Origin of the sequence: Citrobacter sp. wls619 (genome assembly GCF_005281345.1) — a bacterium.
In the GTDB taxonomy this organism is placed as follows: domain Bacteria; phylum Pseudomonadota; class Gammaproteobacteria; order Enterobacterales; family Enterobacteriaceae; genus Citrobacter.
In genome coordinates, this window is record NZ_SZXJ01000095.1 from 40,563 (window position 1) to 65,808 (window position 25,246).

General features: G+C 52.1%; 21 protein-coding genes. 10 read left to right on the top strand and 11 right to left on the bottom strand.

The genetic code is table 11. The features are described from left to right. Positions 1–153 precede the first annotated feature (153 nt). The 3 genes from aceF to pdhR all read right to left on the bottom strand — a co-directional run bounded on the left by aceF (position 154) and on the right by pdhR (position 5,647). Positions 154–2,040 (bottom strand): pyruvate dehydrogenase complex dihydrolipoyllysine-residue acetyltransferase, encoded by a 1,887-nt coding sequence (aceF, locus tag FDX19_RS17570; RefSeq protein WP_137383703.1) that lies wholly within the window; start codon positions 2,038–2,040, stop codon positions 154–156. 14 nt (positions 2,041–2,054) lie between these two features. Next, the gene (aceE, locus tag FDX19_RS17575) at positions 2,055–4,718 is read right to left on the bottom strand and encodes a pyruvate dehydrogenase (acetyl-transferring), homodimeric type (RefSeq protein ID WP_114683482.1); all 2,664 of its coding nucleotides are present in this window, start codon (positions 4,716–4,718) and stop codon (positions 2,055–2,057) included. A 164-nt stretch (positions 4,719–4,882) separates the two neighbouring features. Continuing rightward, positions 4,883–5,647 (bottom strand): pyruvate dehydrogenase complex transcriptional repressor PdhR, encoded by a 765-nt coding sequence (gene pdhR / locus FDX19_RS17580; protein ID WP_137383704.1) that lies wholly within the window; start codon positions 5,645–5,647, stop codon positions 4,883–4,885. 564 nt (positions 5,648–6,211) lie between these two features. On the opposite strand from pdhR, the gene aroP reads away from it, so the two are divergent. The 3 genes from aroP (at position 6,212) to FDX19_RS17595 (ending at position 10,099) form a co-directional block, all read left to right on the top strand. After that, a complete protein-coding gene (aroP, locus tag FDX19_RS17585) occupies positions 6,212–7,585 on the top strand; it encodes an aromatic amino acid transporter AroP (protein WP_170974398.1) in 1,374 nt (457 codons plus the stop codon). A gap of 157 nt (positions 7,586–7,742) precedes the next feature. Then, positions 7,743–9,149, top strand: coding sequence for a glycoside-pentoside-hexuronide (GPH):cation symporter (locus tag FDX19_RS17590; RefSeq protein ID WP_137383705.1), 1,407 nt, complete (start codon positions 7,743–7,745; stop codon positions 9,147–9,149). Next, positions 9,149–10,099 carry a family 43 glycosylhydrolase gene (locus FDX19_RS17595; protein ID WP_137383706.1) on the top strand — a complete coding sequence of 317 codons (951 nt, stop codon included), beginning with the start codon at positions 9,149–9,151 and terminating at the stop codon, positions 10,097–10,099. The genes FDX19_RS17590 and FDX19_RS17595 overlap by 1 nt, the downstream gene beginning before the upstream one ends. Before the next feature lie 66 nt (positions 10,100–10,165). On the opposite strand, the gene ampE is transcribed toward FDX19_RS17595, so the two are convergent. Together ampE and ampD are read right to left on the bottom strand one after the other, a co-directional pair. Then, a complete protein-coding gene (ampE, locus tag FDX19_RS17600) occupies positions 10,166–11,020 on the bottom strand; it encodes a beta-lactamase regulator AmpE (protein ID WP_137383707.1) in 855 nt (284 codons plus the stop codon). After that, positions 11,017–11,580 carry a 1,6-anhydro-N-acetylmuramyl-L-alanine amidase AmpD gene (gene ampD / locus FDX19_RS17605; protein WP_137383708.1) on the bottom strand — a complete coding sequence of 188 codons (564 nt, stop codon included), beginning with the start codon at positions 11,578–11,580 and terminating at the stop codon, positions 11,017–11,019. Before ampD ends, ampE begins: the two co-directional genes overlap by 4 nt. A gap of 87 nt (positions 11,581–11,667) precedes the next feature. Between ampD and nadC the strand changes: the two genes are divergently transcribed. The 4 genes from nadC (at position 11,668) to hofC (ending at position 15,813) form a co-directional block, all read left to right on the top strand. Then, a complete protein-coding gene (gene nadC / locus FDX19_RS17610; protein WP_137383709.1) occupies positions 11,668–12,561 on the top strand; it encodes a carboxylating nicotinate-nucleotide diphosphorylase in 894 nt (297 codons plus the stop codon). Positions 12,562–12,788: 227 nt separating this feature from the next. Then, positions 12,789–13,226 (top strand): prepilin peptidase-dependent pilin, encoded by a 438-nt coding sequence (ppdD, locus tag FDX19_RS17615; RefSeq protein ID WP_137383710.1) that lies wholly within the window; start codon positions 12,789–12,791, stop codon positions 13,224–13,226. Positions 13,227–13,235: 9 nt separating this feature from the next. Then, entirely contained in the window at positions 13,236–14,621 is a 1,386-nt protein-coding gene (gene gspE / locus FDX19_RS17620; protein WP_137383711.1) for a type II secretion system protein GspE, read from the top strand. Then, complete coding sequence (gene hofC, locus FDX19_RS17625; protein ID WP_137383712.1) at positions 14,611–15,813, top strand: protein transport protein HofC; 1,203 nt, start codon at positions 14,611–14,613, stop codon at positions 15,811–15,813. The genes gspE and hofC overlap by 11 nt, the downstream gene beginning before the upstream one ends. Positions 15,814–15,920: 107 nt before the next feature. Here the strand turns inward: hofC and FDX19_RS17630 are convergent, their stop codons facing one another. Next, the gene (locus FDX19_RS17630; RefSeq protein WP_137383713.1) at positions 15,921–16,964 is read right to left on the bottom strand and encodes a GMP reductase; all 1,044 of its coding nucleotides are present in this window, start codon (positions 16,962–16,964) and stop codon (positions 15,921–15,923) included. Positions 16,965–17,189: 225 nt separating this feature from the next. Between FDX19_RS17630 and coaE the strand changes: the two genes are divergently transcribed. From coaE to yacG, 3 genes are read left to right on the top strand one after another with little or no spacing between them, the layout of a single operon-like run. Continuing rightward, positions 17,190–17,810 carry a dephospho-CoA kinase gene (gene coaE, locus FDX19_RS17635; RefSeq protein WP_137383714.1) on the top strand — a complete coding sequence of 207 codons (621 nt, stop codon included), beginning with the start codon at positions 17,190–17,192 and terminating at the stop codon, positions 17,808–17,810. After that, positions 17,810–18,553 carry a cell division protein ZapD gene (zapD, locus tag FDX19_RS17640; protein ID WP_137383715.1) on the top strand — a complete coding sequence of 248 codons (744 nt, stop codon included), beginning with the start codon at positions 17,810–17,812 and terminating at the stop codon, positions 18,551–18,553. Before coaE ends, zapD begins: the two co-directional genes overlap by 1 nt. 9 nt (positions 18,554–18,562) lie before the next feature. After that, complete coding sequence (gene yacG, locus FDX19_RS17645; RefSeq protein ID WP_005124648.1) at positions 18,563–18,757, top strand: DNA gyrase inhibitor YacG; 195 nt, start codon at positions 18,563–18,565, stop codon at positions 18,755–18,757. Positions 18,758–18,923: 166 nt separating this feature from the next. Here yacG and mutT read toward each other — a convergent pair whose 3' ends face one another. The 5 genes from mutT to ftsZ form a co-directional block, all read right to left on the bottom strand. Next, entirely contained in the window at positions 18,924–19,313 is a 390-nt protein-coding gene (mutT, locus tag FDX19_RS17650) for an 8-oxo-dGTP diphosphatase MutT (RefSeq protein WP_137383716.1), read from the bottom strand. 56 nt (positions 19,314–19,369) lie between these two features. Beyond that, a complete protein-coding gene (gene secA, locus FDX19_RS17655) occupies positions 19,370–22,075 on the bottom strand; it encodes a preprotein translocase subunit SecA (protein ID WP_137383717.1) in 2,706 nt (901 codons plus the stop codon). 60 nt (positions 22,076–22,135) lie between these two features. Beyond that, positions 22,136–22,642, bottom strand: coding sequence for a secA translation cis-regulator SecM (gene secM, locus FDX19_RS17660; protein ID WP_061067247.1), 507 nt, complete (start codon positions 22,640–22,642; stop codon positions 22,136–22,138). 283 nt (positions 22,643–22,925) lie between these two features. Then, the gene (lpxC, locus tag FDX19_RS17665; protein WP_048212691.1) at positions 22,926–23,843 is read right to left on the bottom strand and encodes a UDP-3-O-acyl-N-acetylglucosamine deacetylase; all 918 of its coding nucleotides are present in this window, start codon (positions 23,841–23,843) and stop codon (positions 22,926–22,928) included. 100 nt (positions 23,844–23,943) lie between these two features. Further along, a complete protein-coding gene (gene ftsZ / locus FDX19_RS17670; protein WP_003018753.1) occupies positions 23,944–25,095 on the bottom strand; it encodes a cell division protein FtsZ in 1,152 nt (383 codons plus the stop codon). Between the last annotated feature and the right edge of the window lie 151 nt (positions 25,096–25,246).

Below are 25,246 nucleotides of genomic sequence, written 5' to 3' on the forward strand. Positions count from 1 at the left end.
GTCGTCCAGCGGGTCGTTCTATCCGCCCGTATTTTACAAAATTGTTAACAATTTTGAAACAACAAACGGCAACCGATTTGTCTTTCGCACAATAACCTCACTGACTTCATGAGATTACCAGAAAAAAGCCGGCCGTCGGGCCGGCTTTTTCGCTTACATCACCAGGCGGCGAATGTCAGACAGCATGTTGTTGATGATGGTGATAAAGCGCGCACCATCTGCACCGTCAATGACACGGTGGTCGAAGGAGAGCGAAATCGGCATCATCAGACGCGGCATAAACTCTTTACCGTTCCACACTGGCTCCATAGAGGACTTGGAGACACCGAGGATAGCCACTTCCGGCGCGTTCACAATCGGTGCAAAGTGGGTAGTACCCAGGCCACCGATGCTGGAGATGGTGAAGCAACCGCCCTGCATTTCGCCAGCGGTCAGCTTGCCATCACGCGCTTTCTTGGAGATCACGGTCAGTTCACGAGACAGCTCGGTAATGCTCTTCTTGTTCACGTCTTTGAAGACCGGAACAACCAGACCATTAGGAGTATCAACCGCTACACCGATGTTGATGTATTTCTTCAGGGTCAGGCGCTGACCGTCTTCAGACAGGGAGCTGTTGAAGCGCGGCATCTGTTCCAGAGCGGCAGCAACGGCTTTCATGATGAAGACTACTGGGGTGAATTTCACGTCCAGTTTACGTTTTTCAGCTTCGGCGTTCTGCTGTTTACGGAACGCTTCCAGATCGGTGATATCGGTCTTATCGAAGTGCGTAACGTGCGGGATCATCACCCAGTTACGGCTCAGGTTAGCACCAGAGATTTTCTGGATACGGCCCAGTTCCACTTCTTCGATTTCACCAAACTTGCTGAAGTCCACTTTCGGCCAAGGCAGCATGCCCGGGATACCGCCGCCAGCAGCGGCTGCCGGAGCAGCTTCAGCACGTTTAACCGCGTCTTTCACGTATGCCTGAACGTCTTCACGCAGGATACGACCTTTACGGCCAGAACCTTTCACTTTCGCCAGGTTCACACCGAATTCGCGCGCCAGGCGACGGATCAGCGGAGTAGCGTGGACGTAAGCGTCGTTTTCTGCGAAGTCAGATTTGCTTTCCGCTTTTGCAGCCGGAGCTGGAGCAGCTTGTGCAGGTGCAGCGGCCGGAGCCGGTGCCGCGGCTTGTGCCGGTGCCGCAGCAGGTGCTGCGCCTTCGACTTCGAAGACCATAATCAGAGAACCGGTTTTAACTTTGTCGCCGGTGCTGATTTTGATTTCTTTCACGGTACCCGCGAACGGTGCCGGAACTTCCATCGACGCTTTATCGCCTTCAACGGTGATCAGTGACTGTTCAGCGGCAATTTTATCGCCCACTTTAACCATCACTTCAGTGACTTCAACTTCGTCACCGCCGATATCCGGTACGTTAACTTCTTTAGAACCCGTTGCCGCCGGAGCTGCCGCTGCTGCTGGAGCAGCCGCCTGAGCCGGTGCAGCAGCAGGCGCTGCGCCCGCCACTTCGAAGACCATAATCAGGGAACCGGTAGACACTTTGTCACCCGTGTTGATTTTGATCTCTTTAACGGTACCCGCGAACGGTGCCGGAACTTCCATTGACGCTTTGTCACCTTCAACGGTGATCAGAGACTGTTCAGCCGCAACGGTGTCGCCCACTTTAACCATGATCTCGGTAACTTCAACTTCGTCACCGCCGATGTCTGGTACATGTACGTCTTTTGCCGCAGCTGCAGCTGGTGCAGCGGCCGGAGCGGCTGCTTTCTTCTCTTCTGCCGGAGCAGGTGCAGCAGTTGCTGCACCGTCGGCGGAATCGAAAATCATGATCAGTTTGCCGGTCTCAGTTTTGTCGCCAACAGAGACTTTGATCTCTTTAACGATACCAGCCTGAGGAGACGGAACTTCCATAGAGGCTTTGTCGCCTTCTACGGTGATCAGCGACTGTTCAGCTTCAACTTTGTCGCCCACTTTGACCAGGATCTCGGTGATTTCAACTTCATCAGCCCCGATGTCCGGTACATTGATTTCGATAGCCATTATTCTTTTACCTCTTACGCCAGACGCGGGTTAACTTTATCTGCATCGATGTTGAATTTGATGATTGCATCTGCAACCACTTTCTTATCGATTTCGCCACGTTTAGCCAGTTCGCCCAGGGCCGCTACAACCACGTAGGAAGCATCAACTTCGAAGTGGTGACGCAGGTTTTCACGGCTGTCAGAGCGACCGAAACCGTCAGTACCCAGTACGCGATAATCATCAGCCGGTACATAAGTACGAACCTGTTCGGCAAACAGTTTCATATAGTCAGTAGATGCTACTGCCGGAGCGTCGTTCATCACCTGAGCGATGTACGGAACGCGCGGAGTTTCCATCGGGTGCAGCATGTTCCAGCGCTCACAATCCTGGCCATCACGTGCCAGTTCAGTGAAGGACGTTACGCTGTAAACGTCAGAACCTACACCGTAGTCGTTCGCCAGGATCTGTGCTGCTTCACGGACGTGACGCAGGATAGAACCGGAGCCCAGCAGCTGAACTTTGCCTTTCTTACCTTCAAGGGTTTCGAGTTTGTAGATACCTTTACGGATACCTTCCTCGGCACCTGCTGGCATTGCCGGCATGTGGTAGTTTTCGTTCAGCGTGGTGATGTAGTAGTAAACGTTCTCTTGTTTCTCACCGTACATACGCTCCAGACCATCATGCATGATGACCGCAACTTCGTACGCGTAAGACGGATCGTAAGAGATACAGTTCGGGATAGTCAGAGACTGAATATGGCTGTGACCATCTTCGTGCTGCAGACCTTCACCGTTCAGCGTCGTACGACCGGAAGTACCACCAATCAGGAAGCCACGAGCCTGTTGGTCGCCTGCCTGCCAGCATAGGTCACCAATACGCTGGAACCCGAACATGGAGTAGTAGATGTAGAACGGGATCATCGGCAGATCGTTGGTGCTGTAAGAAGTCGCAGCAGCCAGCCAGGATGCACCTGCACCCAGTTCGTTGATACCTTCCTGCAGGATCTGACCTTTCTCGTCTTCTTTATAGTAAGCAACCTGCTCACGGTCCTGCGGGGTGTACTGCTGACCGTTCGGGCTGTAGATACCAATCTGACGGAACAGACCTTCCATACCGAAAGTACGCGCTTCGTCAGCGATGATTGGAACCAGACGATCTTTGATCGATTTGTTCTTCAGCATCACGTTCAGGGCACGAACGAAAGCGATAGTGGTGGAGATTTCTTTGTTCTGCTCTTCCAGCAGCGCACCGAAGTCTTCCAGCGCCGGCAGTTCCAGTTTCTCGGTGAAGTTCGGCTGACGAGCAGGCAGGTAGCCGTGCAGTTTCTGACGCTGAGCGTGCAGATAAGTGTGCTCTTCAGAACCTTCCGGGAAGGTAATGTAAGACAGGTTTTCAACCTGCTCATCGGTCACAGGAACGTTGAAACGGTCGCGGATATAACGCACGCCGTCCATGTTCATTTTCTTAACCTGGTGAGCGATGTTTTTACCTTCGGCGGTGTCACCCATGCCGTAACCTTTGATGGTATGGGCGAGGATTACGGTTGCTTTGCCTTTGGTTTCCTGCGCTTTTTTCAGTGCAGCGTAGACTTTCTTCGGATCGTGACCACCACGGTTCAGAGCCCAAATCTGCTCATCAGTCCAGTCAGCAACCAGGGCTGCGGTTTCCGGGTATTTACCGAAGAAGTGCTCACGTACGTATGCGCCATCTTTGGATTTGAAGGTCTGGTAGTCTCCGTCAACGGTTTCGTTCATCAGCTGGATCAGTTTACCGCTGGTGTCTTTACGCAGCAGTTCATCCCAACGACCGCCCCACATGACTTTGATAACGTTCCAGCCAGCGCCCGCGAAGATGCCTTCCAGTTCGTTGACAATCTTGCCGTTACCGGTGACCGGGCCGTCAAGACGCTGCAGGTTACAGTTGATAACGAAGACCAGGTTGTCCAGTTTTTCACGGGTCGCGATGGTGATAGCACCCTTAGATTCTGGCTCATCCATCTCACCGTCGCCCAGGAAGGCGTAAACGGTTTGTTTAGAGGTATCTTTCAGGCCACGGTGTTCCAGATATTTCAGGAATTTAGCCTGGTAGATAGCACCGATTGGACCCAGACCCATAGATACGGTCGGGAACTGCCAGAATTCCGGCATCAGTTTCGGATGCGGGTAGGAAGACAGGCCTTTGCCATGGACTTCCTGACGGAAGTTGTTCATCTGCTCTTCAGTCAGACGACCTTCCAGGAATGCGCGTGCGTAGATGCCCGGGGAGATGTGACCCTGGAAGTACACCAGATCGCCACCGTCCTGCTCGTTGCGTGCACGGAAGAAGTGGTTGAAGCAAACATCATATACCGTTGCGGAGGACTGGAAGGATGCCATATGGCCACCCAGCTCAAGATCCTTTTTAGACGCACGCAGTACGGTCATGATGGCGTTCCAGCGGATAGCAGAACGAATACGACGTTCCAGCTCCAGATTGCCCGGGTATTCCGGTTCATCTTCAACGGCAATAGTGTTTACATAATTGCTGGCCCCTGCACCTGCCGCTACTTTCACGCCGCCTTTGCGGGCTTCTGAAAGCAGTTGGTCGATCAGATACTGAGCGCGCTCAACACCTTCTTCACGGATGACCGATTCGATCGCCTGTAGCCAGTCGCGAGTTTCGATCGGATCCACGTCATTTGGGAAACGTTCTGACATGGGGGTATTCCTTATCTATCTAATACGTTGAGTTATCTGGAACCTGTCCCATTGTGTTCTCGCTCGCGAGAGCACAATAAGACAGGTTCTGCGTTTAGTTGCCGCGCTTTACATTCGCGCTTGATTTACAACATCTTCTGGTTAACGTTCTGCCAGAAAAATCACTAATTCTTTCGTTGCTCCAGGCGGCGTAAGGCGCGTTCACGACGACTTTCCTCACGGCTTCTGTCCAGCAGAATCTCTTCGATAAATGCCAGGTGACGGTGCGACGCTTCACGCGCCTCCTCCGGCTTCCCGGCGATAATTGCTTCAAAAATACGGGTACGGTGACTGCTTACCAGAGGCAGCATCTCGCGACGCGCATACAGCAATTCGAAGTTTTGCCGAACGTTCTGGGCCAGCATCGGCTCCATACACCTTAGCAAATGGAGCAGTACCACATTATGTGCCGCTTCGGTGACAGCAATTTGATACTGAAGTACGGCATCAGATTCACCGTCAAGATCGCCGGACTGTTGAGCAAGCTCGATCGCCTGATGGAGTTCACGGATACGCGTTTTGTCTTCATCCGTGCTGCGCAGTGCAGCGTAATAAGCCGCAATACCTTCCAGCGCATGGCGCGTCTCAAGCAGGTCAAACTGGGATTCAGGATGGTCGGAGAGCAACTCTACCAGTGGGTCGCTAAAGCTCTGCCACAGGCTGCTCTGAACAAAAGTGCCACCGCCCTGACGACGAAGCAGTAAGCCCTTCGCTTCAAGGCGTTGGATCGCCTCGCGTAAGGAGGGGCGGGAAACGTCGAACTGTTTTGCCAGCTCGCGTTCCGGTGGGAGTTTTTCTCCGGGGCGAAGTGTCCCCTCAAGAATTAAAAACTCCAGCTGCTGCTCAATCACATCGGAGAGTTTTGGTTGGCGGATTTTGCTGTAGGCCATGATTTCCTGTCTTAAGCCATTTGCCCGGAGTCAATTGGTCTTACCAATTTCATGTTCTTGACGCTAAAGTAACAAAGTATTCACCTTCTGTCCATACAGGTTTTGATTGAAATCAGTAAAGGAGGCATATTTTAACAACATTACAGAAATAACGTTTCAAACATGTAACTATGCACAAATGTTAAATTTACCCATCCCGAGGTAGTTTTAACCGAATTGAAACGAAAAAATATATTATCTGAACCGATTCACCTGCTTATTTATCGATTTATCAATCACTATTTTCGAATAAAAATTCAAATTGGAAATTTTGTGGTAGATAAACTCGCGCTTACAAATGGTTTCTTTTTATTCAACTCGTCGCTCACGCCGCATAAAGCAGGTGCATTCGCGCTCGCATAACATTATTCTGATCAAGACAAAAGTCTTTAGGCAACATTTCATAATTCATTGCTGTAAATAAATTAATACAACAAACGGAATTGCAAACTTACACACGCGTCACTGCGTGGTTCAAAATATAAGTACTCGAAAGATGAAGAGTAAAACCACACACGAGGTTTCATGATGGAAAGTCAACAGCATGGCGATCAGCTAAAGCGCGGCCTTAAAAACCGCCATATACAGCTTATCGCGCTGGGTGGCGCGATTGGTACCGGGTTATTCCTCGGAAGCGCATCCGTTATTCAGTCTGCAGGGCCGGGGATTATTCTGGGTTACGCTATCGCCGGATTTATCGCTTTTCTGATTATGCGTCAGCTAGGTGAAATGGTGGTGGAAGAGCCGGTGGCAGGCTCCTTTAGTCACTTTGCCTACAAATACTGGGGGAGCTTTGCCGGTTTCTCTTCCGGCTGGAACTACTGGGTACTGTACGTATTGGTTGCCATGGCTGAGCTAACCGCCGTAGGTAAATACATTCAATTCTGGTATCCGGAGATCCCAACATGGGCTTCGGCAGCAGCCTTTTTTGTGATCATCAACGCCATCAACCTGACCAACGTAAAAGTGTTCGGTGAGATGGAGTTCTGGTTCGCCATTATTAAAGTCATTGCCGTGGTTGCAATGATCCTGTTCGGCGGTTGGCTGCTGTTTAGCGGCAACGGCGGCCCACAGGCCAGCGTCAGCAACTTGTGGAGCCAGGGTGGATTCCTGCCACACGGCTTCAGCGGGCTGGTAATGATGATGGCTATCATCATGTTCTCTTTCGGCGGTCTGGAACTGGTCGGGATCACCGCAGCAGAAGCCGATAACCCGGAACAAAGCATTCCCAAAGCGACTAATCAGGTCATCTACCGTATCCTGATTTTCTATGTAGGCTCCCTGGCGGTACTGCTTTCCCTGATGCCATGGACGCGCGTAACAGCAGATACCAGCCCGTTTGTCCTTATCTTCCACGAGCTGGGTGACACCTTTGTTGCCAACGCCCTGAACATCGTGGTGCTGACCGCTGCCCTTTCTGTCTATAACAGCTGTGTATACTGTAACAGCCGTATGCTGTTCGGCCTGGCTCAGCAGGGTAACGCGCCAAAAGCGCTGATGAACGTGGATAAACGCGGCGTGCCGGTTAACACCATTCTGGTCTCCGCACTGGTTACCGCACTGTGCGTACTGATCAACTACCTTGCGCCGGAATCTGCGTTTGGCCTGCTGATGGCGCTGGTGGTTTCCGCACTGGTGATCAACTGGGCAATGATCAGCCTTGCGCACATCAAGTTCCGCAAAGCAAAGCAGCAGCAGGGCGTCGCCACTCGCTTCCCGGCACTGCTCTACCCGCTAGGTAACTGGATCTGCCTGATTTTCATGGCTGCGGTACTGGTGATTATGCTGATGACGCCGGGCATGGCGATCTCGGTGTACCTGATCCCGGTATGGATAGCCATTCTTGGCATCGGCTATCTGTGCAAACAGAAAACGGCCGGCGCCGTGAAAGCGCATTAATTCTCCCTCCCCCACCTGCATCGGGTGGGGGTTGTTACCTGCCTCACACTTTCCCACAGATGACTGTTTAGTCCATATCAGCGGCGCTATCCTGCAACGCAAAAATACCAACACCAGACAATAATTCTCTCCATATCACATTAATGGAGTGCGCTTGATGGAAACCAGAAAGCTGTCGGTGAAAGAAAAGATCGGCTATGGAATGGGCGATGCCGGATGCAACATCATATTCGGCGCTATCATGCTGTTTGTTAACTATTTTTACACAGATATTTTTGGTCTTGCGCCTGCGCTTGTCGGCGTATTACTGCTCTCTGTACGCGTCATTGATGCTGTTACTGACCCTATCATGGGGGCAATGGCCGATCGTACTCGCAGTAAATATGGTCGGTTTCGTCCATGGCTTCTGTGGATGGCTTTCCCCTACGCATTATTCAGCGTACTGATGTTTACCACCCCGGAGTGGACGTATAACAGCAAAGTTATCTATGCGTTTGTCACCTACTTCCTGCTCTCTATTACCTACACAGCAATCAACATTCCCTACTGTTCACTCGGTAGCGTCATCACCAACGATCCGAAAGAACGCGTCGCCTGCCAGTCGTATCGTTTCGTGCTGGTCGGGATTGCAACTCTGCTACTCTCACTCACGCTACTGCCAATGGCTGACTGGTTTGGCGGGGAAGATAAAGCCAAAGGCTATCAGATGGCGATGGCCGTGCTGGCTTTCATTGGTATGTGCATGTTCCTGTTTTGTTTCGCAACCGTGCGCGAACGTGTACGCCCTGCGGTACCCACGAACGACGATTTGAAAGCCGATCTAAAAGACGTGTGGAAGAACGATCAATGGGTGAAAATCCTGCTATTAACCTTGTGCAACGTCTGTCCGGGCTTTATTCGTATGGCTGCCACCATGTACTACGTCACCTGGGTTATGCAGCAAAGCACACAGTTCGCAACGTTGTTTATCAGCCTTGGCGTGGTCGGCATGATGATCGGCAGTATGCTCGCGAAGGTATTAACTGACCGCTGGTGCAAACTGAAAGTCTTCTTCTGGACCAACATCGTACTGGCGGTGTTCTCCGGCGCGTTTTACTTCTTCGATCCGAAAGCCACCATGATGATTATGGTGCTCTACTTCCTGCTCAACATCCTGCATCAGATCCCTTCCCCACTGCACTGGTCGCTGATGGCGGATGTGGATGACTACGGCGAGTGGAAAACCGGTAAACGTATTACCGGGATCAGCTTCTCCGGCAACCTATTCTTCCTGAAGCTGGGGCTGGCGATTGCCGGCGCGATGGTGGGATTCCTGCTCTCCTGGTACGGTTACGACGCAGGCGCTAAAGCGCAAAGTGACTCCGCGATTAACGGCATTATGCTGTTGTTCACGATTATTCCGGGCGTCGGTTATCTGATTACGGCTGGCGTGGTTCGTCTACTGAAAGTTGACCGCGAATTTATGCAGCAAATCCAGTCAGACCTGGAAAAACGCCGCGCCAACTACCGTGAATTGAATGAGTACCATGACGTTAAATCGACTGAACATGTAAGGAAAGCCTGATGAATCAGTGGCCGAATCCCTTTATCGAACAGCGTGCCGATCCGTTTATCCTGCGAGACGGTAACCACTATTATTTCATTGCTTCAGTACCTGAATATGACCGACTGGAGCTGCGTCGAGCTGACTCTCTGGAGGGATTGCGCACCGCGGAACCTGTTGTTGTCTGGCGCAAACCGGACAGCGGCCCAATGAGTCAGCTTATCTGGGCCCCCGAGATCCACGCTATTGCCGGTAAGTGGTATATCTACTTTGCGGCCACGCACACTCAGGCGCTTGATACGCTGGGTATGTTCCAGCACCGCATGTTTGCGTTGGAGTGCGCAGATGCCGATCCGCTAAGCGGTAAGTGGGTTGAGAAGGGGCAAATTAAAACCCAGTTTGATACCTTCGCGCTTGATGCCACCACGTTTAACCATCAAGGGAAACAGTGGTATTTGTGGGCACAGAAATCGCCTGATATTGCCGGGAACTCCAATATTTATCTCGCCGAGATGGAAAACCCTTGGACGATTAAAGGTCAGCCGGCGATGCTCAGCCATCCGGAATATGACTGGGAATGTCGGGGATTTTGGGTCAACGAAGGTCCAGCCGTCGTGGTGCACGGAGACAAATTGTTTGTCAGTTACTCCGCCAGCGCAACCGATGAAAACTACTGCATGGGTTTACTGTGGATTGACCTCAACGCCGATCCGCTCAACCCGGAAAACTGGCATAAGTCACCGCGTCCGGTCTTCACCACCAGCTATGAAAACCGTCAGTATGGGCCCGGGCACAACAGCTTTACGCAAACGCCGGAAGGGGATGATGTACTGGTGTATCACGCAAGGAATTACACCGAAATCGAGGGCGATCCGCTGTATGACCCGAATCGCCACACCCGACTGAAGCTCGTGCGCTGGGACGAAAACGGGATGCCGGATTTTGGCGTGCCGCCTGCTGATACGCTTTAAAATGTTTGCCCGGTGGCGCTGCGCTTACCGGGCCTACACTTTTTTCCATTGTAGGCCGGATAAGCGCTAGATCAGCGTGCCATAAATGGTCAGCAGCGCAATCACCACAACCACGACAAACGACGTTTTCTTCGCCATTGCAACGGCTGCTTTCGGCGTTTCGACCTTATCAGTATGCGGCTCACGCGCCAGCGAGAACTGCGCCAGACGGGTCAACACCTGATACTGGGAAGTATGCATATCCGCCAGCGATGCAAACCAGGCAGGCAACGCCTTCTCACCGTGTCCTAACAGCGCATAGACCACCCCCGCCAGACGTACCGGAATCCAGTCCAGGATATGCAGGATCGCATCAATACCTGACTGCAGACGCTGATGCGGTGTCTGGTAGCGCGCCAGCCAGGACTGCCACGCACGCAAAAAGGCATAGCCGACCAGCGTCACCGGTCCCCATGGACCACCGACGATCAACCAGAATAACGGCGCCAGATAAAAACGGAAGTTGTTCCATAACAGCGCATTTTGTAGCTCACGCAGAAACTCTCGTTCATCACAATCCGGCGGCACGCCATGAATCAGCGTCAGTTCGCTGGCCATCGCCTCACGGGCGTGCGCATCATTCCGTGAAGCCGCATTCAGGTAGGCATGATAATGAAGGCGCACCTTGCCAGCACCGATGCACAGCAAACCCATTAAAATCCACACCACCAACAGCGGAACATTAAATAACAGCCCATGCAGCGCACGCAGCAACAGGAATGTCACCGCCATCGCAATAATGGTCATTGCTAACGTTCGCGCCATAGAGAAATGCTTAACCCGCCGGAAAAAGGCCTCAATCCGGTGATCAAGCTGCCAGTGCTCACCCAGCTTAAACAAGCGCTCAACAATCAGCACCAGTAATGTTGTAAACAGCGTCATGTCATCTCCTTGTGTGACGAGGGGGTGACCAGGGCGCGAAACCTTGCCCAGTCAAAAGATGGCCCAGGATCGGTCTTCCGTTCGGGCGCAATATTGCAATGCCCAGTCATGTTGCTGGCAATCGCCGGATAACGCTGAATCAGCGTCTGCGTCACGGCAGCCAATTGCTGGTACTGCGCATCGGTATAAGCCAGCGTATCCGTACCTTCAAGCTCAATACCAATTGAAAAATCATTACAGCGTTCACGCCCCTGATAGCAGGAGACGCCTGCATGCCAGGCACGTTTGTCAAAGGGAACATATTGCACGACCTCACCGTCACGGCGGATCAGACAATGGGCAGAAACGCGTAAATGGGCAATTTGTGCAAAAAAAGGATGGGCGTTGGGATCAATTGTTCCAGTGAATAACGCGTCTATCCATGGGCCGCCAAATTCACCGGGTGGCAGGCTAATATTATGCACCACCAGCAAAGAAGGGCTTTCGTCATCCGGGCGGCAATCGTAATGAGGAGAGGGAACGCGTCGCGCCTCTGCCAGCCAGCCCTCGTCTAACAACATGCAGAATCTCCTTATTGGTGGTGCTCATATCAGGTTCAGGGTAGCATGTTTCTACCTTATGATTCGTTAGCAATTTGGAGTTTTATCATGCCGCCTCGCCGCTATAACCCTGACTACCGACGTGACGCGCTGTTGGAACGCATAAATCTCGATATCCCTGCCGCGGTTGCCCAGGCGCTGCGCGAAGATTTAGGCGGAGAAGTTGATGCCAATAACGATATCACCGCACAGCTTTTACCTGAGGATATGCGTTCCCATGCCACCGTCATTACACGCGAAGAGGGTGTTTTTTGTGGGAAACGCTGGGTGGAAGAGGTCTTTATTCAGCTTGCTGGCGACGATGTCAGCATCAACTGGCATGTTGAAGATGGCGACAGCATCAAGGCTAACCAACCGCTGTTTGAACTGGACGGCCCTTCCCGCGTGTTGCTGACCGGCGAACGTACCGCACTCAACTTTGTGCAAACGCTGTCTGGCGTTGCCAGTGAAGTGCGTAAATACGTCGACCTGCTGACCGGGACAAAAACCCAACTGCTGGATACACGTAAAACGCTGCCAGGGCTACGTACGGCGCTGAAATACGCGGTGCTCTGCGGCGGCGGTGCGAATCATCGTTTAGGTCTTTCTGACGCCTTCCTGATTAAAGAGAACCACATTATTGCTTCCGGTTCGGTGAAACAGGCCGTGGAAAAAGCCTTCTGGCTGCACCCGGACGTGCCGGTTGAGGTAGAAGTGGAAAGTCTGGATGAACTGGACGATGCGCTGAAAGCCGGAGCGGACATCATCATGCTCGATAACTTCGAAACCGACCAAATGCGCGAAGCGGTCAAACGTACCAATGGCCAGGCGCGTCTGGAAGTATCGGGTAACGTCACCTATGCAACGCTACGCGAATTCGCGGAAACCGGCGTAGATTTCATCTCTGTGGGGGCACTGACCAAACATGTCCGCGCACTCGATCTCTCGATGCGTTTTCGCTAATCGCTGACTGTTCTGCCCGATGGCGCTTCGCGTATCGGGCCTACAGCCCCCAGCCGTATACGCCGTCGCTCGGCGGTTTATTCGAGCGCCTTCGCAAATACGTTGTCTGATTCTGTAATTTCGTAATATTCATCTGAACCGGCCTTCTCGTTCTATTTTTTGCCCCTCGCCTAAAATCCCTTCGATTTGCCAAAGTAGCGCCAGCTAACTCAAGGAGCAAATCAACCATGGACAAACAACGAGGTTTCACGCTTATCGAACTGATGGTGGTCATTGGCATCATTGCCATCCTCAGCGCTATTGGTATCCCGGCTTATCAAAACTATCTGCGCAAAGCCGCGCTGACAGACATGCTGCAAACCTTTGTCCCCTACCGTACTGCCGTCGAACTCTGCGCGCTGGAGCACGGCGGAACAGAAACCTGTGATGCCGGAACAAATGGGATCCCCTCTGTGACCACCACCCGCTATGTCTCAGGTATGAGCGTTGAAAAAGGTATCGTCAGCCTTACTGGGCAGGAAAGTCTGAATGGGCTAAGTATCACCATGACGCCCGGTTGGGACAACGCCAACGGCATAACGGGCTGGAATCGCAACTGCGCTATCCAGAATGACAGCGCGCTGCAACAGGCCTGTGAAGACGTTTTTCGCTTTGATGCCAACTAAGGAAAAGAGATGAATACCACACAACTAACGGCACTTTGCCAACGTTATCAGGGAATATTGCTGGATGCAGACAATGACGTGGTGCATATCGCCGTTGTGGATGCCCCTTCCCACGAACTGCTGGATGCACTGCATTTTGCAACGACCAGGCGTATCGATATTGTGTGCTGGACGCGTCAGCAAATGGAGGGCCACACGCACGCACCGCGTAAAATGCTCCCGGCCATCATCACAGAAAGCAGCGCAACTGCCGCAGAGTTGCTGAACCATGCTTTTCAATCCGCATTGGCACAACGGGCTTCTGATATTCATATTGAACCTGCGGAGAATCACTACCGGATCAGGATACGTGTGGATGGCGTACTACACACATTACCGGAAGTCACCACAGAGATGGGCATTGCTCTCACTGCAAGATTAAAGGTGTTAGGTAGTCTGGATATTGCCGAGCACCGACTCCCGCAAGATGGGCAATTTACCGTGGAGATTTCAGGTGACCCCATTTCGTTTCGCATCGCCACGCTGCCTTGCCGATGGGGTGAAAAAGTAGTGCTACGCCTGCTTCACCAGGTTAATCAAACGCTGGAGATCAACGCACTGGGCATGCATGAGGCACAGCTGGCTGCGTTTTCACAAGCATTACAGCAACCGCAGGGATTGATTCTGGTCACCGGGCCGACCGGGAGCGGCAAAACGGTTACCCTGTACAGTGCGCTACAAACCCGAAACACCCCCGATGTGAATCTCTGTAGCGTAGAAGATCCGGTCGAGATCCCCATTGAAGGGCTCAATCAGACACAAATTCATCCTCGCGCCGGGCTTAATTTTCAGGGTGTATTACGTGCACTACTGCGCCAGGATCCCGACATCATTATGGTGGGCGAAATCCGCGACGGCGAAACAGCTGAGATTGCCCTCAAAGCCGCACAAACCGGTCATTTGGTTCTTTCGACACTGCATACCAATTCCACCAGTGAAACACTGATACGCCTGCAGCAAATGGGGGTGGCACGCTGGATGATTGCCTCCGCGCTGACGTTAATTGTTGCGCAGCGATTAGTCAGAAAATTATGCCCACATTGTCGGCGACGACTTGATACGCCCATAACACTCCCGGCAACACTTTGGCCTACGCCACTACCGCATTGGCAGGCACCCGGTTGCCAACACTGCTATCACGGGTTTTATGGTCGAACCGCTCTGTTTGAAGTACTGCCCATTACGCCTGCGTTGCGACAACGTATTGCCGATGGCTCATCCGCAGACGTTGTGGAATCAGATGCTCAGCAAGCGGGCATGAGTACGCTTTTCGAAGATGGCTGTCAGGCTGTGGAACAAGGGTTAACGACATTTGAAGAACTGATCCGCGTACTGGGCACGCCCCATGTCAACTAAACACCTCTGGCGCTGGCAAGGAATAACCCACGAAGGTCAGCCTGTAGCAGGGATGCTATGGGCTGATACCCGGCCATCGCTCCTGTTTGTGCTCGAACAACAGCAAATTACACCGATTCGCATTAACCGTATGCGCGTTAAAACCTCGCACTGGAGCAGAGCAAACAGTGCCGAAGCCATACGCCAGTTGGCGACATTGCTTAAAGCGGGATTGACGCTTTCTGCAGGGTTAACTCTGCTCGCAGAACAGCATCCCAGCAACCAGTGGCAGGCATTACTGCGCACGCTGGCTTACGATATGGAACAAGGCATTGCGCTGTCAGCCTCGCTTTCGCGGTGGCAACACGTATTTCCCCCGCTGTACCAGGCAATGATCCGCACCGGAGAACTAACGGGCAAACTGGACGACTGCTGCTTTGAACTTGCCCGTCAGCAAAAAAACCAACAGCAACTGGCGGATAAAGTTAAAAAAGCCCTACGCTATCCCATTATCATTCTTGCCATGGCGATAATGGTCGTGCTGGCGATGCTGCATTTTGTGTTACCTGAATTTGCCGCCATCTATCGCACGTTCAACACCCCGCTACCGGCGCTCACTCAGTGGATTATGGCCGCGTCACATTACAGCAGTCGATGGGGATGGCTGGCAGGGTTGCTCTGCCTGGTGCTGGGAACAACATACGGGTTGGTAAAGCAGAAACCCTACTGGCTTATTCTGCGCCAGAAAATACTGCTGCACTTCCCCATCATCGGGCCGATGGTCAGAGGGCAAAAACTCACACAGATCTTCACCGTACTGGCATTAACACAAAACGCGGGCATTCCCTTTCTGCAAGGTCTGGAAAGTGTCACTGAAACCCTTAACTGCCCTTATTGGTCCCAACGTTTGGCACAGGTGCATCACGATATCAGCGCCGGGAAGCCGGTATGGCTGGCACTTAAGAATAGCGGTGAATTTAGTCCACTGTGCTTGCAACTGGTGAGAACCGGTGAAGCTTCCGGCTCTCTGGATGCGATGCTGCAAAATCTCGCCCGACATCACAGCGAATACACGCTGTCTCAGGCCGAAAATTTAGCGGCATTACTTGAGCCAGCCTTGCTTGTCATTACGGGGTTGATTATCGGTACGCTGGTTGTGGCAATGTATTTACCGATATTTCATCTGGGAGATGCAATGAGTGGCGTGGGATAAGTTCAAATGTCGGATGGCTGCATAAACGCCTGATCAGGCCTACACTGAGCATGAGCGTAGGCCTGATAAGCTGTGCGCCATCAGGCGTTTAACAGTACAACCTGTTCTTACAGGCTATTGAAAACGCGGTTTTCTTGTTCCTGTACGCGAATAAAGGTTGTACGTTTGGTCAGCTCTTTCAGGCGGGATGCACCGACATAAGTACAGGCTGAACGCAGGCCGCCAAGGATATCACGAGCGGTGTTATCAACCGGGCCACGCAGCGGCAGCTTAACGGTTTTACCTTCAGCGGCACGATACTGAGCAACACCACCAACATGGCGCGTCATAGCAGACTCAGAGCTCATACCGTAGAACAGCATGAATTTCTCGCCGTTCTCTTCAACGATTTTACCGCCGCTTTCTTCATGACCAGCCAGCATGCCGCCGAGCATCACGAAGTCCGCACCACCGCCAAACGCTTTTGCCACATCACCCGGCATTGTGCAGCCACCGTCGCTGACAATCATGCCGCCCAGGCCGTGCGCTGCATCAGCACATTCAATGACGGCAGAAAGCTGCGGATAGCCAACGCCGGTTTTTACGCGGGTGGTACATACAGAACCCGGGCCAATGCCCACTTTGACGATATCAGCGCCGGAAAGCACCAGCTCTTCACACATCTCGCCGGTGACTACGTTGCCAGCACAGATCGTTTTTGTCGGCCAGGCCGCACGTGCTTTCGACACAAACTGAACAAAGTACTCTGAATAGCCATTTGCCACATCAATGCAGATAAAGTTCAGCGCTGGATTCAGTGCCAGAATCTGTTTGGTTTTTTCGAAATCAGTGTCCGACGTCCCGGTTGAAACCATCACGTGTTTCAGTACATCGGCAGAGGAATCCGCAATGAAAGCAGCCCAGTCTTCAACAGAATAGTGTTTATGCACAGCGGTCAGGATGTCGAAGGAGGCTAGCGCCGTTGCCATGGCAAACGTCCCGACGGTGTCCATGTTCGCGGCGATAATCGGCACGCCGGACCAGGTCTGACCTGAATGTTTAAAGGTGAATTGACGTTCCAGTTCAACATCGGAACGACTTTTGAGAGTAGAACGCTTAGGGCGGATAAGAACGTCTTTGAAACCTAACTTCAGATCTTCTTCGATACGCATGTGCGGATTCCTGGGGTTAATGGCGAAAAATCGAAACTCACAACTCCAGTGACGCTATCATACGCACTAATCAATGCCGCGCAAGACTGCGAAATTCTCTTTTTTTACGCTACAATCCCATAAATTTACCTGGCGATTAGTAGGTTAATCCTGCATCAGCTTCGCCTTCGCATGCTTAATTTTTAACTGTTTGATAATCAAACCAAAACTCCAGGATCTGGATCTATGAGGTATACGGTAGCCTTAACCGGCGGCATTGGCAGTGGTAAAAGTACCGTTGCAAATGCATTCGCTGACCTCGGAATAAACGTGATTGATGCGGATATCATTGCACGCCAGGTGGTCGAACGCGGTATGCCTGCTCTACAGGCAATTGCAGAACATTTTGGTTCCGACGTTATTGCTGCGGATGGCTCGTTACAGCGGCGAATTTTACGCGAACGCATTTTTTCCGATCCTGATGAGAAAAAATGGCTAAATGCCTTGCTCCACCCACTTATTCAGCAGGAAACACAGCGTCAGTTTCAGCAAGCGACCTCCCCTTATCTGTTATGGGTCGTTCCCTTGTTGGTAGAAAACGCGCTGTATAAAAAAGCCGATCGCGTACTCGTCGTGGATGTCACCCCTGAGACTCAACTCAGGCGAACCATGCAGCGTGATGATGTTACGCGCGAACACGTTGAACAAATTTTGGCTGCCCAGGCAACACGTGAAGCGCGCCTTGCCGTAGCAGATGATGTTATTGATAATAATGGCGCACCGGATGCTATCGTCTCGGATGTCGCCCGCCTGCACGCGCTCTATTTGCAACTCGCGTCGCAGTTTGTCTCACAGGAAAAACCGTAATGCACACCCAGGTCCTTTTTGAACACCCTCTCAATGAGAAGATGCGTACATGGCTGCGCATTGAGTTTCTGATCCAGCAACTCTCCGTTAATTTGCCCATTGTGGATCACGCAGGTGCACTGCATTTTTTCCGCAATGTGGGGGATTTACTGGATGTATTTGAACGTGGCGAAGTCCGTACTGAACTCCTCAAAGAGCTGGAAAGACAGCAGCGAAAACTTCAGGCCTGGGTTGAAGTTCCCGGCGTCGATCAAAGCAGAATCGACTCTTTACGTCAGCAGTTAAAAAGTGCGGGCAGCATTCTGATTTCAGCCCCGCGCATCGGACAAACCCTGCGTGAAGACCGTCTGATTGGCCTTGTTCGTCAGCGTTTAAGTATTCCCGGCGGATGCTGCAGTTTTGATTTGCCGACTTTACATATCTGGCTGCACCTGCCACAGACTCAGCGTGACACGCAGGTTGAGACCTGGCTTGCCAGCCTGAATCCTCTCAACCAGGCATTGTCTCTGGTGTTGGATTTAATCCGCAACTCTGGGCCGTTTCGTAAGCAAACCAGCCTGAATGGTTTTTACCAGGACAACGGCGATGATGCAGACCTGCTGCGTTTACAGTTGCCGCTCGCTTCGCAGCTTTATCCGCAAATATCGGGCCATAAGAGCCGCTTTGCCATTCGTTTTATGCCGCTGGATAGCGAGAACGGTCAGGTGCCTGAGCGCCTCGATTTCGATCTGGCGTGCTGTTAAGGAGTTAAGATGTCTGAACAAACTATCGTAAACTGCCCAACCTGCGGTAAAGCTGTCGTGTGGGCAGAAGTCAGTCCGTTTCGTCCATTCTGCAGCAAACGTTGTCAGTTAATCGACCTGGGTGAATGGGCCGCGGAAGAGAAGCGAATCCCAAGCTCCGGCGATCTGTCAGAAAGCGATGACTGGAGCGAAGAGCAGAAGTAATTCTGCCAAAACGGGATAAGGCAACGCCGCATCCGGCCAATTATGGCGGGGGCGCTACGCTTGCCCGCCCTACGTTTTAGTTCGTAGGTCTGATAAGCGCAGCGCCATCAGGCAAAACAACATAAAATGCCGGATGCGGCGTTGCCTTATCCGGCCTGCTACACCATTAGCCAGCAATCAACTTTTCAATGACCGGCGCATTCGCGGGCGGGAAATCCTGCGCATTCAGAGCATCTTGCGCAATCCACTGCGCCGGTTGCCCCTCTTTTCCCCACGGCTCACCTTCCCAGCTTTCAACCAGCCAGAACCATAAAGTGATATGTCTGTCGGGGAACTGGTACTCCAGTTTTTCGAACAGTGAGCAATTAACGGGTGTAATCCCCACCTCCTCCTGTAACTCACGACTTAACGCCTGCTCTGGTGTTTCACCTGGTTCAATTTTACCGCCGGGAAACTCCAGTTTATTTGCCATGTGAGCATCGGCGGCACGCTGAGTGATAAAAATCTCGTTATGCTTATTACGAATAATTCCAACCGCGATTTGCAGTACTTTCATATTTATCGTCCATAAAAAAGGCGCAGAATTCTGCGCCTTTTCAGTGAGTTACTTTCTTAGCTCAGACGGCCATGGCACTGTTTGTATTTTTTACCGGAACCGCAAGGGCACGGATCGTTACGTCCCACTTTACGATCGCCGGTCTGTGCAGCCAACTCTTCTGCAACAGCAGACTCATCATCTTTGTGGCTCAGTTGCTGCATCTGCGCTAAACGCTCCGCATCTTCGCGACGCTGCTGCTCCATTGCTTCGACTTCTTCAGGCATACGCACCTGAACTTTGCTCAGGGTGCTGATCACTTCATATTTCAGTGACTCCAGCATAGAGGCAAACATGGAGAAGGATTCGCGTTTATATTCCTGCTTCGGATCTTTCTGCGCATAACCACGCAGGTGGATCCCCTGGCGCAGATAGTCCATCGCCGCAAGGTGCTCTTTCCACAGGGAATCGAGAGTTTGCAGCATCACGCCTTTTTCGAAGTGACGCATCATCTCCGCGCCCACAACTTCTTCTTTACGCTGATAAACTTCGATGGCGTTGGCCAGGATACGTTCGCGCAGCGTCTCTTCATGCAGTTCAGGCTCTTTATCCAGCCACTCTGAAATCGGCATTTCCAGATCGAAGTCGTTTTTCAAACGCTCCTGCAGACCCGGAATATCCCACATTTCTTCCAGCGACTGAGGCGGAATGTACGCATCAATGGTGGCTTTGAAGACATCTTCGCGAATGCTGTTGATGGTTTCGCTAACGTCGGACACGTCCAGCAGTTCGTTACGCTGGCTGTAGATGGCACGACGCTGATCGTTGGCAACATCATCATATTCCAGCAGCTGCTTACGAATATCGAAGTTGCGGCTTTCTACTTTACGCTGCGCGTTAGCAATCGCTTTCGTTACCCACGGGTGTTCAATTGCCTCGCCCGGCTTCATGCCCAGTTTACGCATCATGCCAGACACGCGGTCGGAGGCAAAAATACGCATCAGCGCATCTTCCATCGACAGGTAGAAACGAGAAGAACCCGCATCCCCCTGACGACCGGAACGGCCGCGTAGCTGGTTATCGATACGGCGAGATTCATGACGTTCGGTACCAATGATGTGCAAACCACCGGAGGCCAACACCGCGTCGTGACGCACCTGCCAGTCAGCTTTAATCTGGGCGATTTGTTCTTCTGTCGGATTTTCCAGCTCGGCGACTTCTGCCTGCCAGCTACCGCCCAGCACGATATCCGTACCACGACCCGCCATGTTAGTGGCAATGGTCACGGCTGACGGATAGCCCGCCTGTGCGACGATTGCCGCTTCGTTAGCGTGGAACTTAGCGTTCAGCACGTTATGCTTGATACCGGCTTTGGTCAGTTCGTTAGAGACCACTTCCGATTTCTCAATGGAGATAGTCCCCACCAGCACCGGCTGACCATTCGCGGTACGCTCTTTAATATCTTCGATAATGGCCTGAATTTTTTCCGCTTCGGTCATGTACACCAGATCCGGCAAATCCTTACGGATCATCGGACGGTTGGTCGGCACCACTACGGTATCCAGTTTGTAGATAGAGCTGAATTCGAACGCTTCGGTATCTGCTGTACCGGTCATACCGGCCAGTTTTTCGTACAAGCGGAAGTAGTTCTGGAAGGTGATAGAAGCCAGCGTCTGGTTTTCGTTCTGAATTTCTACGCCTTCTTTGGCTTCAACAGCCTGGTGCAGACCGTCGGACCAGCGACGCCCCTGCATGGTACGTCCGGTGTGTTCGTCGACGATGATAACTTCGCCGTCTTTCACAATGTAGTCCACATCGCGGGTGAACAGCACGTGTGCGCGCAGTGCGGCAGTCACGTGATGCATCAGCATGATGTTGCCCGGAGAGTACAACGACTCGCCTTCATCCATAATGCCTTCTTTCACCAGCAGTTCTTCAATCAGAACCAGACCACGTTCAGTAAGGTTAACCTGGCGCGATTTCTCATCGACAGAGAAGTGGCCTTCGCCCTGGAACGTGTCAGAATCTTCCTTCTCCTGACGGATCAGGTTTGGAATGATTTTGTTCACTTTCTTGTACATTTCCGAGCTATCTTCAGCCGGGCCGGAAATGATCAGCGGAGTACGTGCTTCATCAATCAGGATGGAGTCGACCTCATCCACCAACGCATAGTGCAGTTTACGCTGAACGCGCTCTTCCGGGCTAAACGCCATGTTGTCGCGTAGGTAGTCAAAGCCGTATTCGTTGTTGGTACCGTAAGTGATGTCAGCATTGTAAGCTTCACGCTTGGCCGGTGCCGGCAGACCTGACATGTTGATACCTACGGTCATACCGAGGAACTCAAACAGCGGGCGGTTATTTTCGGCGTCACGCTGAGCCAGATAGTCGTTCACGGTAACGACGTGTACACCTTTCCCGCTTAATGCGTTCAGGTAAGCCGGCAACGTTGCGGTCAGTGTTTTACCTTCACCGGTACGCATTTCTGCGATACAGCGATCGTTGAGGACCATACCGCCCAGCAACTGTACGTCAAAGTGACGCATACCGAACACACGCTTACTGGCTTCACGGACGACCGCAAATGCTTCCGGGATCAGGCTTTCAACGCTGGCACCTTTTTCCAGACGCGCGCGGAATTCCGCGGTCTTCGCTTTCAGCTCATCATCGGAGAGTTTTTCCATCTCCGGTTCCATCGCGTTAATGACGTTGACCACTTTGCGCATACGACGCAGCGTACGCTCGTTACGGCTACCGAATACTTTCGTTAATAATTTGATTAGCATAATAGAATCTCAAACGCCCCGCGGTGCGGAGTCAAAAATTATAAGTTGGAAGGTTCTTTTTTAGCTGAGGCGTTGAGGGCCAGCGCGGATCCCCTGCTGCTGGCTGATCCAGACAGGAACACTAAACGCGGCCTGAGAAGTGAAATGGGCATATGTCACGCGACTTACTGTCGCCGGCGGTCTGCCTTCCTGCGTCAGCATCGCGCTGAGCGTATTCAGTAAAGCAAGATGATGCGCCTGGATTGGCAAAGGTTCTTCGGCAACGGGCAGTGCCTGAGGAGCCATTGCAAAGGAAAGATGACGTATAACCGTACGAATGGCATGTTGATGCCAATAATCAACAGTAAAATTCGGGCGACGGTTAGTGGCTTCCAGCAAAGCAAGCTGGTTAAAGTTAACTTTGGCGCCTTGATCGTGATTGCTGGCGGTCGCCTTCGCGGGGGTATTCGGTTCAGCAGCATTCCCGATCGCGGGCAGGCCAAAACTCGCCGCGACCATCCCTAATAAGAGATGCGGCCAGAAGTACCGTCTGCCTAACTGTCGCCAGCGCGTCAGTATTCCACTCACGTTAGTGCCACCTGATCTACCCTGCATTTGGGGTTTTAAATTCAAAACGATTTTTGCGCACAAATCTTATCATTAAAGCGTGCACTCCACAGCAGTAATGACAGCAAGTCGCGGTTAAATATGCTTAAGAAAGCAGCGATCGCGCTGTATTTTAATCTGACAGCGGGGAAAAAGTCGCATCGGAAAAGACGGTGAGCTATCGGAGGATAAAAAAAACGACTGGCTCACCTGGCCGGAGAGAGTGCCAGATTTACCAGTCGAATTTATACGACAGTTTGTGTCGTTATGCCAGTACAGTCGAAGGCGCTTTGAACGCCAGCGGCAGTTCTGCGTCGTCCTGGAAGGTCACATATTCCCAGGCTTCCTGTTTTGCCAGGACCGCCTGCAACAGTTTGTTATTCAATGCATGACCGGATTTATACGCGGTAAATGCACCAATAATGTTGTGACCACACATGAACAAGTCACCGATCGCGTCGAGCATTTTGTGACGAACGAATTCATCTTCAAAACGCAGGCCGTCTTCGTTCAGTACGCGATAATCGTCAACAACGATGGCACAATCGAAGCTGCCGCCCAGGCACAGGCCGCGGGACTGCAGATATTCGATATCACGCATGAAGCCGAAAGTACGCGCACGGCTGATCTGACGCATGAACGCATCAGCAGAGAAGTTCATCGCATAGCGCTGGGTGCTGGAGTCGATCGCCGGATGGTTAAAGTCGATGGTGAAATCCAACGTAAAACCATTATACGGCTTAAACTCAGCCCACTTGTCGCCATCTTCGACACGAACGGTCTCTTTGATGCGGACAAATTTCTTCGCACTGTTCAGTTCTTCAATACCTGCGTCAAGCAGCAGGTAGACGAACGGAGCAGCACTACCATCCATGATCGGGATTTCCGGGGCATTAACCTCAATAACGATGTTATCGATACCTAAGCCCGCCAGAGCAGCATTAAGGTGCTCAACGGTTGAAATCCGCACATCATGCTCGTTGACCAGACACGTACAGAGCATGGTATCACGCACAGATTTGGCATCGGCCGGGAAATCTACCGGAGGATTCAAGTCGGTGCGACGATAGATGACCCCGGTGTTGGCCGGCGCAGGGCGTAATGTCAGGGTGACTTTTTTGCCGGTATGCAAACCGACGCCAGTCGCCTGAACGATACGTTTAAGAGTCCTTTGTTTGATCATCGTATAATCTCGCCAAATTACCTATCCAACCGAAGTGTACTATACATTCGGTGGGCCAGTTTAGCACAAAGAGCCACAATTCCCAAATTCCAGCTAATTCTTAATCAGCTTGCTTACGCAGGAATGCAGGGATATCCAGATAATCCGGTTCTTTAGTGGTCTGCGGCGTATTGTCGTTAACCACCTTCGCTACCGGCTTCTGCTCTTGCGTCAACGGCGCCATACCGTGCTGCTGGTAACGATCCATTACCGGCTGCTGAACCTGCTTGTTGGTCACCAGAGTGATTTCAGGACGCTTGTCCATACCAATTCCAGTGGCAACAACGGTAACGCGCAGTTCGTCGTTCATATCCGGGTCCAGAGAAGTACCGATAACCACAGTCGCGTTATCCGATGCAAATGCACGGATCGTGTTACCTACGGTTTCGAACTCATCCAGCCTCAGGTCGAAGCCCGCCGTGATGTTGACCAACACGCCACGCGCGCCAGACAGATCGATATCTTCCAGCAGAGGAGAAGATATAGCCATTTCAGCCGCTTCTTCAGCGCGATCTTCACCGCTTGCCACGCCAGAACCCATCATCGCATAGCCCATTTCGGACATGACGGTGCGCACGTCGGCAAAGTCGACGTTCATCAGGCCCGGACGGGTGATCAGTTCAGCGATACCCTGGACTGCGCCTTTCAGTACGTCGTTCGCTGCGCCAAATGCATCCAGCAGAGAGATACCGCGACCCAGCACTTTCAGCAGTTTGTCGTTCGGGATAGTGATCAGAGAGTCCACATGTTTGGACAGCTCGGTGATACCCTGCTCCGCAAATGCCATACGCTTTTTGCCTTCAAAATTGAAAGGCTTAGTCACGACAGCAACGGTCAGAATACCTAAATCTTTTGCCACTTCAGCAACCACTGGCGCTGCACCGGTCCCGGTACCGCCGCCCATGCCAGCTGCGATAAACACCATGTCTGCGCCGTCAAGCGCTGCACGCAGAGCTTCACGGTCTTCGTCTGCCGCATTGCGACCGACTTCCGGGTTTGCACCCGCGCCCAGACCCTTGGTGATGCCGCTACCAATCTGAATGGTCTGTCCAACCGCCGTTTTGCGCAACGCCTGAGCGTCGGTATTCACCGCGAAGAATTCAACACCTTCGATGCGCTCGCGCACCATGTGTTCAACGGCATTACCGCCGCCGCCGCCGACGCCGATGACTTTAATCACCGCGTCATTGGTCAGTTCCATAGGTTCAAACATAGTTTCTCTCTCCGTTTTACACTTTATCCTTCAAGCCGCCTCTTTGTTGGCTGCCTTCACTCACTCCCGTCACATAGTAAACTATGCTCCAGGAGATTCGCTAAGTTGCCGTCGCGATGCAACTTGAATGACGTTGTGTATGTGCCTGTCG

Bases quoted from the DNA above. Each gene is read 5' to 3' on its own strand.
- yacG (WP_005124648.1), top strand. From the start codon at position 18,563: ATGTCTGAACAAACTATCGTAAACTGCCCAACCTGCGGTAAAGCTGTC.
- ampD (WP_137383708.1), bottom strand. From the start codon at position 11,580: ATGTTGTTAGACGAGGGCTGGCTGGCAGAGGCGCGACGCGTTCCCTCT.
- ampE (WP_137383707.1), bottom strand. From the start codon at position 11,020: ATGACGCTGTTTACAACATTACTGGTGCTGATTGTTGAGCGCTTGTTT.
- aroP (WP_170974398.1), top strand. From the start codon at position 6,212: ATGATGGAAAGTCAACAGCATGGCGATCAGCTAAAGCGCGGCCTTAAA.
- gspE (WP_137383711.1), top strand. From the start codon at position 13,236: ATGAATACCACACAACTAACGGCACTTTGCCAACGTTATCAGGGAATA.
- FDX19_RS17595 (WP_137383706.1), top strand. From the start codon at position 9,149: ATGAATCAGTGGCCGAATCCCTTTATCGAACAGCGTGCCGATCCGTTT.
- ppdD (WP_137383710.1), top strand. From the start codon at position 12,789: ATGGACAAACAACGAGGTTTCACGCTTATCGAACTGATGGTGGTCATT.
- hofC (WP_137383712.1), top strand. From the start codon at position 14,611: ATGTCAACTAAACACCTCTGGCGCTGGCAAGGAATAACCCACGAAGGT.
- nadC (WP_137383709.1), top strand. From the start codon at position 11,668: ATGCCGCCTCGCCGCTATAACCCTGACTACCGACGTGACGCGCTGTTG.
- zapD (WP_137383715.1), top strand. From the start codon at position 17,810: ATGCACACCCAGGTCCTTTTTGAACACCCTCTCAATGAGAAGATGCGT.
- lpxC (WP_048212691.1), bottom strand. From the start codon at position 23,843: ATGATCAAACAAAGGACTCTTAAACGTATCGTTCAGGCGACTGGCGTC.
- coaE (WP_137383714.1), top strand. From the start codon at position 17,190: ATGAGGTATACGGTAGCCTTAACCGGCGGCATTGGCAGTGGTAAAAGT.
- mutT (WP_137383716.1), bottom strand. From the start codon at position 19,313: ATGAAAGTACTGCAAATCGCGGTTGGAATTATTCGTAATAAGCATAAC.
- FDX19_RS17630 (WP_137383713.1), bottom strand. From the start codon at position 16,964: ATGCGTATCGAAGAAGATCTGAAGTTAGGTTTCAAAGACGTTCTTATC.
- ftsZ (WP_003018753.1), bottom strand. From the start codon at position 25,095: ATGTTTGAACCTATGGAACTGACCAATGACGCGGTGATTAAAGTCATC.
- aceE (WP_114683482.1), bottom strand. From the start codon at position 4,718: ATGTCAGAACGTTTCCCAAATGACGTGGATCCGATCGAAACTCGCGAC.
- pdhR (WP_137383704.1), bottom strand. From the start codon at position 5,647: ATGGCCTACAGCAAAATCCGCCAACCAAAACTCTCCGATGTGATTGAG.
- secA (WP_137383717.1), bottom strand. From the start codon at position 22,075: ATGCTAATCAAATTATTAACGAAAGTATTCGGTAGCCGTAACGAGCGT.
- aceF (WP_137383703.1), bottom strand. From the start codon at position 2,040: ATGGCTATCGAAATCAATGTACCGGACATCGGGGCTGATGAAGTTGAA.
- FDX19_RS17590 (WP_137383705.1), top strand. From the start codon at position 7,743: ATGGAAACCAGAAAGCTGTCGGTGAAAGAAAAGATCGGCTATGGAATG.